The organism is Pseudomonas sp. NDM, from assembly GCF_003105095.1.
Classification (GTDB): Bacteria; Pseudomonadota; Gammaproteobacteria; order Pseudomonadales; family Pseudomonadaceae; genus Aquipseudomonas; species Aquipseudomonas moraviensis_A.
This window is the reverse complement of record NZ_QETJ01000188.1, coordinates 1-8,348: the sequence shown is the minus strand read 5'-3', so window position 1 is coordinate 8,348 and position 8,348 is coordinate 1. Positions and strand designations below refer to the sequence as shown.

The following is an 8,348-nucleotide window of genomic DNA, read 5'->3' as shown; positions in this document are numbered from 1 at the left end:
AAGGCTGCGATCTTTTGATTTTGCCTTGAAGATCAACGGATCGCAGCCTTCGGCAGCTCCTACAGGATCGTATGGCGGGAGACATGTGCGCACCTCAGGGCAGAATCAGGCAAGCATTTGGCAGAATGTGTCTACCGCCGCTGCTTGCACAAACATATGCTCTGTTGCATTCCCCCTCACTTGCCGAGGATGCCGTGCATGACGTCATTCGATCGTTTTCAAGCCGAACCCAGCGCCGACATGGAAAAGCAGCGCGCGGAGCTGGCGGCGATCATCCGCCGCAACACCAGCGATGATGGCAGCTACCAGACCGCCATCGGCTCGCTGGTCATGTCGCGCCACACCAAGTCCCATGACTTCGCCCCGGTGCTCGCGCAGCCGGCGCTGTGCATCATGGCGCAGGGGCGTAAAGAGGTCCGACTGGCTGACGAATTCTTCAATTACGACCCGCTGAATTATCTGGTGGTGTCGGTTTCGATGCCGCTCAGCGGACGGGTGGTCAACGTCTCCCCCGAAGAACCGATCCTCGCCGTGCGCCTCGACATCGACCCGACGGAAATCACCGCGCTGATCGCCGACGCCGGCCCGATGGGCGTGCCGACGCGCCCGACCGGCCGTGGTCTGTACGTGGAAAAAATCGACAGCGCCATGCTCGACGCGGTGTTGCGTCTGGCGCGATTGCTCGACGCGCCGAAAGACATCGCCATGCTCGCGCCACTGATTCGCCGGGAGATTCTCTATCGCCTGCTGCGCAGCCCGCAGGGTCATCGCTTGTATGAGATTGCGATTGCCAACAGCCAGAGCCATCGCATCAGCCAGGCGATCAAATGGCTCAACGGCAATTTCGAGCAGCCGTTGCGCATCGATGATCTGGCGCGGGAAGTGAACCTCAGCGTGTCGACGCTGCATCACCGCTTCAAGGCGATGACGGCGATGAGTCCGTTGCAGTATCAGAAGCAGCTGCGCCTGCAAGAGGCGCGGCGACTGATGTTGACCGAAGGACTGGAAGCGTCAGCGGCGGGGTATCGCGTGGGCTATGAAAGCCCGTCGCAGTTCAGCCGCGAGTACAGCCGGCTGTTTGGCGCACCGCCGTTGCGGGATCTGGCGCGGCTGCGGCTGTCGGTCTGACCGTTAAAAGCCCCTCACCCTAGCCCTCTCCCAGAGGGAGAGGGGACAGATTGGGGAATATTGAAGAGGTTCACCGACTTGAACGATTACCTTTGAATCCATAATCGACTCGATTTTTCAGGTCGGCGAACATCGCAAGACACCTCGGTCGGCTCCCTCTCCCTCGGGGAGAGGGCTGGGGTGAGGGTCGGCTTTTACACCGCTCGAATCACATGCTTGATCTCCTGAAACGCCGCCAACCCCCAAGGCCCCAGTTCGCGGCCAATGCTGCTCTGTTTGTATCCGCCCCACGCCGTCTGCGGGAAGATCACCTGCGGTGCATTGATCCACACCAGCCCCGCCTGCAACCCATTGGCCACGCGATCTGCTGCGGCGGCATCGCGCGTCACCACACTCGCCACCAGGCCGAACCGGGTGTCGTTGGCCAAGGCAATCGCTTCGGTTTCGCTGCCGAAACTGCGCACACACACCACCGGCCCGAAAATCTCCTCTCGCCATAACGCGCTGTCCAGCGGCACGTCGGTGAACACCGTCGGTTGCAGAAAATAGCCCCGCGGCAAATCTGCCGGGCGATTGCCGCCACAGAGCAAACGCGCCCCCGCACTCAGGCCACGATCAATATGCCCGAGTACCCGCTGGTATTGCGCCTGATTGACCATCGCGCCCATCTCCACGTCCGGGTCGAACGGATCGGCGACTCGAATCGCCTGCGCGCGTTTTTGCAGACGCTGAAGGAATTCATCCATCAATTGCTCGGCGACCAGCACCCGACTGGTGGCCGAACACATCTGCCCGGCGTTGAAGAACGCACCGCCACACGCCAGTTCCACAGCCAGCTCAACATCGGCATCCGCCAGCACCAGCAACGACGATTTGCCACCGAGCTCCAGGCTGACTCCCTTCACGGTTTCGGCAGCGCGTTGCATCACCTGCACGCCAACTGCGTTGCTGCCGGTGAAGGAGATTTTGGCAATACGTGGATCCGCCGACAACGGCGCCCCCACCGCCAGACCAGTACCGCAGACCAGATTGAACACGCCGTCGGGCAAACCGGATTCAGCGATGATCGCCGCCAGTTCCAGCTCCGGCAGCGGCGTCACTTCGGACGGCTTCAGCACCACGCAGCACCCGGCGGCCAGCGCTGGTGCCAGTTTCCATGCGGTGGTGACCATGGGGAAATTCCACGGCACGATCAACCCGACCACGCCGCACGGCTCACGACGCAGGCGCGCGCTGAAATCCGCGCTGGGCAGCGGCACGTGGCTGTCCTGTTTTGCGTCGAGGCCTTCGGCGAGTTCGGCGTAATACTCAAACGTGGCGATCACGTCATCGACATCAATGGCCGCTTCGAACTGCGGTTTGCCGTTGTTGCTCGATTGCAGGTTCATCAAATGCTCGCGACCCTTGCGCACGCCATTGGCAATGTTGCGCAGGATCGCCGCGCGGTCGGTGCCGGTGGTCTGCGACCAGTGTTTGAACGCTTCGCACGCGGCGCTGATCGCTTGATCGACGGTCTGTTCGTCACCGCCATTGACCGTGGTCAGCAGCGCCTCCGTAGCGGGGTTGATCACCCGCAGGTGTTCACGGCCCGACGACCATTGGCCGTTGATGTAGAGGCCATCGAGTGTGGTTGGAAAATTGATCATGGGGCCACCGCCTGCATCCATTGGTTCTGGTCGATTTCAATCAGCGTCGGGCCTTGCCGGTCCGTCGCCTTGCGCAGCGCTGCGCGCAGTTCGTCGACGCTGCTGATGGCTTGCGCGGCGCAACCGAGGCCCTTGGCCACGGCGACGAAGTCCGGGGTGTAGATGTCCACGCCGACCGGTTCGATGGCGCGGTTGACCATGTACTTTTTGATCTCCTCATAACCCTGGTTATTCCACAGCAGCACGATCACCGGCACCCGCGCTTCGACGGCGCTGGCCAGTTCCGGCAGAGTGAATTGCAAGCCGCCGTCGCCGATCAGGCACACCACGGGCGGACGGGTGCCGTTGTCTAGTTGTCCACCGAGCCACGCACCAATCGCCGCAGGCAACGCATAGCCGAGGGTGCCGTAACCGGTGGAGGCGTTGAACCAGCGGCGGGGACGCTCGGGGTTGAAAGTGAGGTTGCCGGTGTACACGGGTTGCGTGGAATCGCCGACGAACACCGCGTCGGGCAATTCATGCAACACCGTTTCAAGGAAGCGGGTTTGCGCCAGCGTCGGCGCGTCCCAGCTCGCGGCCAGCTCATCGCGCAAACGCCCGGCTCGAGCGTGGCCCCAATCGGTTCGGCGCTCGGCCAGCGGTTTTTGCGTCAGCGTGCTGAGCAATGCCTGCGCGGCGTTGCGCGAATCAGCGACCAGTGCGACGTGCGGCGGGTAGTTGCGCACGGTCTGATCGGCATCGATGTCGATGCGCAGCAGCTTGCCGGGGATCTCGAAGCCGCCAGCGAAGGTCACGTCGTAATCGGTCTCGGCCAGCTCGGTGCCGATCGCCAGCACCACATCGGCCTCGGCAACCAGTGCGCGGGTGGCGACCAGGCTTTGCGTCGAACCGATCAACAGCGCATGGCCCGTCGGCAGCATGCCCTTGGCGTTGATGGTCAGCGCTACCGGCGCATCGAGCAACTCGGCGATTCTTCTCAGCTCCGGGGCGGCGTCGATAGCACCGCCGCCGGCGAGAATCAGTGGCCGTTGCGCGCTGGCGAGCAGTTCGCTCATGCGACTCACGGCAGCCGGTGCGGCGCCGGCACGGTCGATGTTCACCGGCATGCTGGCGAGCAATTCATCGGCCTCCTCCACCAACACGTCCAAGGGAATTTCGATGTGCACCGGACGCGGTCGCCCGGCCTGGAACAAGGCAAACGCACGGGCCAGCACCACCGGCAACTCGGCGGCAGACATCAGCGTGTGCGAGAACGCTGCAACGCCGCCGACCAGTGCGCTCTGGTTCGGCAGCTCATGCAACTTGCCGCGGCCACCGCCCAACTGATGGCGCGACTGCACGCTGGAGATCACCAGCATTGGAATCGAATCGGCGTAAGCCTGGCCCATGGCGGTGGTGATATTGGTCATGCCCGGGCCGGTAATGATGAAACACACACCGGGTTTGCCGCTGGTGCGCGCATAGCCGTCGGCCATGAAGCCGGCACCCTGCTCATGGCGAGGCGTGACGTGGTTGATGCTCGAACGGGCGAGGCCTCGGTACAGCTCAACGGTGTGCACACCGGGAATGCCGAACACCTGCTCGACCCCGTAATTTTCCAACAGCCTGACCAGTACTTCGCCGCACGTTGCCATGTCGATTGCCCTTTCTCGTTCGCTGAAACACAGCTTGTGCAGGAGTGAGCCTGCTCGCGATAGCGTCATGAAATTCGACATTGCGGTGACTGACTCACCGCTATCGCGAGCAGGCTCACTCCTACAGAAAAGCCGTGGAATGCGTTCATTGGAACGGTGCACAACTGGCAGCAACAATCGATTAAAAGTCATACTAGCCATGTCCTCCCGTCATACCTCGGATCGCCATGAAACGCCTGCCACCCCTGCCCGCTCTGCACACGTTCTGGATCACCGCGCAATGTTGCAACTTCACCCGCGCCGCCGAGCAGTTGCACATCACTCAGGGCGCGGTGAGCCGGCAGATCGCCGGGCTGGAGGAACAGCTCGGTTATCCGTTGTTCATTCGTCTGGCCCGCGGTCTGGCGTTAACGGCCGAAGGCCGCGAATGGCTACCGCAGGTGGAAAAGGTCTTCGGACTGATCGGCGAAGCGACCGAGCAGATCGGACTCAAACATCAGACTTTGCAACTCAAGGCCCCGAGCTGCGTGATGCGCTGGCTGCTGCCGCGTCTGCTGCAATGGCAGAAGGAGCGCCCGGACGTGCCGGTAAAACTGACGGCCTCGCTGCAACACGGTGTGGATTTTCAGCGCGAGCAATTCGACGCCGCCGTGATCTACGGCCCGCCACCGGATAATTCGCCAGGCGCGCTGCATCTGTTCGACGAGCAACTGACACCGGTCTGCTCGCCGCAATTGCTCAAGGGCTCGCCTGCGCTGAATTCACCGGATGATCTGCAGGCGCATCTGTTGTTGCACCCGACCCACGACCTTCAGGACTGGTCGGTGTGGCTCGATGCGGCGGGTTTGCAACTGAGTAATCTGGGTCGCGGGCAGCATTTCGAAACGCTGGATCAGGCGATGTCGATGGCCTCCCATGGCACAGGTGTGGCGATCGGGGACTGGTCGCTGATTGGTGATGATCTGAACGCCGGGCGGCTGGTGATGCCGTTTGCGTTGAAGGTGAAGACGGGGTTGGCGTATTACGTGGTGGTGCCTGCTGCAGCCAAGCCCTCGCCGCAGTTGGAAGAGTTGATGCTTTGGCTGGTTGAGCAGGCACATTTGCGCTGAAGCTTCTCCCCTCACCCTAGCCCTCTCCCCAGGGAGAGGGAACTGATTGGGGGATGCTCAAGAAATTCATCGACCTGACACAGCCGCGCCGAATCCATAATCGACACGGTCGTTCAGGTCAATGCGTGATCCAAGACAACTCGGTCGGCGCCCTCTCCCCCCGGGAGAGGGCTGGGGTGAGGGGAAAAGTCTTGACTCAATATCCGACGGTATAACGCTGGCGCGAATGCTTCGGCGTTTCCACTTCGTCAATCAGCGCAATCGCGTAATCGGCAAACGTGATCCAGCTACGCCCTTGCGCACTGACCAACAGATGATCCTTGCCGACACGGAAGGTGCCACTGCGCTCACCTTCGACAAACTCCGCCGACGGCGACAGGAAAGTCCAGTCCAGTTCCTGTTCCTGACGCAACGCTTCAAGAAACGCCGCCCCCGCACTCGCCTCGGTTTTGTACTCGGCCGGGAACCCGGCACTGTCGATCACCCGCGTGTCATCCGGCAGCAACAGCGAACCGGCGCCGCCCACCACCAGCAAGCGTTTAACGCCCGCCTGCTTGACCGGCCCGACAATCGCCGAGGCCGGCACGGTGGCGAAATGCGCTGCGCTGATCACCACGTCGTGACCGGCTACCGCCGCCTGCAGCGCCGCCGCATCCAGCACGTCGAGATTTTTGCTGACGACACCGGCGCGATTACCGATCTTCGAAGTATCGCGGGCAATGGCCGTGACGCTGTGACCGCGACGCAGGGCTTCTTCCAGCAGTTGGCTACCGGCACGTCCGGTGGCGCCGATGATTGCAATCTTGCTCATGAGATTCTCCAGTTGGCTTGAAAAGGCTGCGTGTTCAGGTTCGGCTTACCACTGCATCTCACCCTTGGCGACTTTCGCGCTGAGTTCCAGCGAGCTTTCCTCGCCAAGTTGCGGGTAGCGCTTTTTCATCGCCGCGATCAACGCAGCAGAATCTTTGGCCTTGGCGGTTTCGGCATCGAAGGCCTTGATGTAATCAGCGGTGAATTTCACGCTGTCCAGCGAGCGGCTGCTATCACCCAGGTAATGGCCAGGCACCACGGTTTGCGGTTTCAGGCTTTCGATGGTGTGCAAGGTGTGCAGCCAGTCGGCGTGGGATTGCGCAGTCTGGGTGTCGGCCATCCACACATGAATGTTCTCGGCGACCACCACGCCGCCGACCACCGCCTTCAGCGACGGAATCCACACGAAGCTGCGATCCGGCTGTTTGCCGTCGAGGCCGATCACCTGCAACTTCTGCCCTTCGAGGGTCAGGCTGTCGCCCTTGAGCACGTCCGGGACGATGGTTTTCGCTGGCACATCGGCACCCATTTTCGGGCCCCAGTAGGCCAGTTTGCCATCGACGGTGTGCTTGATGTGATCAACGGTCGGCTGCGAGGCCAGCACTTTCGCCTGTGGAAATGCTTTGGTCAGGGTGTCGAGACCGAAGTAGTAATCCGGATCGCCGTGGCTGATGTAGATGGTGGTCAATTGCTTGCCGCTGGCGCGGATCTTTTCCACCACCTGCTCGGCTTGGGATTTGCCGAATTGCGCGTCGACCAGAATCGCCTCTTTCTCGCCACTGACCAGCACCGAGCTGACCGGGAAAATCGCCTGGGTGCCCGGGTTGTAGATATCGAGGCTCAGCTCGGCAGCGGACGCATGGGCGGCAAAAGCGAAAAATGCTGAGGCGAGCAGCACGCGTTTGAACTGGGTGAAACCGATCATCTGTTGCTCCGAGTTTCGAATGCCAGGTTGGCGATGCAACAGAGCTTAGTTGCCAGACTCAGTACAAAAAATGCGATGCTTGAACATAGTTTGTTTCTAAAATCGGGCAAATCATGGATCGGCTTCAAGCAATGCGCGTATTCGTCACGGTGGTGGATCTGGGCAGCCAGTCAGCGGCGGCCGACCACCTCGACCTGTCGCGGCCGGTGGTCTCGCGCTATCTGGCGGAGCTGGAAGACTGGGTCGGCGCGCGGCTGATGCACCGCACCACGCGCAAACTGAGCCTGACCGCCGCCGGCAGTGAAATCCTCCCGCGTTGTCGGCAGATGATCGACCTGTCGCACGACATGCAGGCCGCCGTCAGCGAACCCGATGACGCCCCGCGCGGACTGCTGCGGATCAGCGTCAGCACCTCGTTCGGCCAGGCGCAACTGGCCGTTGCCATGGCGGCATACGTCAAGCTTTACCCAGGCGTGAGCATCGATCTGCAAATGCTCGACCGCACGGTGAATCTGGTCGATGAACGCATCGATCTGGCGATTCGCACCAGCAACGATCTCGATCCGAATCTGATCGCCCGACGCCTGACCGTTTGTCGTTCGGTGGTGTGCGCAGCGCCGGCTTACCTGCGAGAGCATCCGGCGCCACGGACAGTTGAAGATCTGAGCCGACACAATTGCCTGACCCATTCCTACTTCGGCAAGAGCCTGTGGCATTTCGAAGAGGATGGCCAACCGGTTTCTGTGCCTGTGCAGGGCAATATCAGCGCCAACGAGGCCAGCACCCTCCTGCGCGCCACCCTGGCCGGCGCGGGTGTGGCGATGCTGCCGACCTACCAGGCCGGGGTGCATATTCACAACGGCGAACTGCTGCGTTTGCTGCCACATGCCGAGCCGCGACAGATGAACATCTACGCGGTGTACGCCTCACGCAAACACATGCCCGCAGCGCTGCGCAGCCTGCTCGATTTTCTCGTGCAGCGCTTTCCCGAGAATCCCGCGTGGGATGCCGGCCTGTAAAGCAATCCCTTGTAGGAGTGAGCCTGCTCGCGATAGCGGTATTTCTGTCGGCACAGCGGTGACTGACACACCGCTAT

At 61.6% G+C, this 8,348-nt stretch carries 7 protein-coding genes; 3 read left to right on the top strand and 4 right to left on the bottom strand.

Features of this window, described 5'->3' with window-relative positions:
* The first annotated feature begins 198 nt into the window (after positions 1–198).
* On the top strand, positions 199–1,128 hold the full coding sequence (locus DCO47_RS23780) for an AraC family transcriptional regulator (protein ID WP_042607330.1): 930 nt from the start codon (positions 199–201) through the stop codon (positions 1,126–1,128).
* Between the two features lie 194 nt (positions 1,129–1,322).
* Here the strand turns inward: DCO47_RS23780 and DCO47_RS23775 are convergent, their stop codons facing one another.
* Both DCO47_RS23775 and DCO47_RS23770 read right to left on the bottom strand, forming a co-directional pair.
* Positions 1,323–2,771, bottom strand: coding sequence for an aldehyde dehydrogenase family protein (locus tag DCO47_RS23775; RefSeq protein ID WP_177434372.1), 1,449 nt, complete (start codon positions 2,769–2,771; stop codon positions 1,323–1,325).
* The gene (locus tag DCO47_RS23770) at positions 2,771–4,408 is read right to left on the bottom strand and encodes a 5-guanidino-2-oxopentanoate decarboxylase (RefSeq protein WP_116659047.1); all 1,638 of its coding nucleotides are present in this window, start codon (positions 4,406–4,408) and stop codon (positions 2,771–2,773) included. Before DCO47_RS23770 ends, DCO47_RS23775 begins: the two co-directional genes overlap by 1 nt.
* 227 nt (positions 4,409–4,635) lie before the next feature.
* Here DCO47_RS23770 and DCO47_RS23765 point away from each other — a divergent pair, with 227 nt between their 5' ends.
* Positions 4,636–5,517, top strand: coding sequence for a LysR substrate-binding domain-containing protein (locus DCO47_RS23765; RefSeq protein WP_116659046.1), 882 nt, complete (start codon positions 4,636–4,638; stop codon positions 5,515–5,517).
* A 196-nt stretch (positions 5,518–5,713) separates the two neighbouring features.
* On the opposite strand, the gene DCO47_RS23760 is transcribed toward DCO47_RS23765, so the two are convergent.
* Together DCO47_RS23760 and DCO47_RS23755 are read right to left on the bottom strand one after the other, a co-directional pair.
* Positions 5,714–6,328, bottom strand: coding sequence for an NAD(P)-dependent oxidoreductase (locus DCO47_RS23760; RefSeq protein ID WP_065616691.1), 615 nt, complete (start codon positions 6,326–6,328; stop codon positions 5,714–5,716).
* Between the two features lie 45 nt (positions 6,329–6,373).
* Positions 6,374–7,252: an MBL fold metallo-hydrolase gene (locus DCO47_RS23755; RefSeq protein ID WP_083353468.1), complete on the bottom strand. Its 879-nt coding sequence runs from the start codon at positions 7,250–7,252 to the stop codon at positions 6,374–6,376.
* Positions 7,253–7,365: 113 nt separating this feature from the next.
* Between DCO47_RS23755 and DCO47_RS23750 the strand changes: the two genes are divergently transcribed.
* Positions 7,366–8,271, top strand: coding sequence for a LysR family transcriptional regulator (locus DCO47_RS23750; protein ID WP_218279823.1), 906 nt, complete (start codon positions 7,366–7,368; stop codon positions 8,269–8,271).
* Positions 8,272–8,348: the final 77 nt, after the last annotated feature.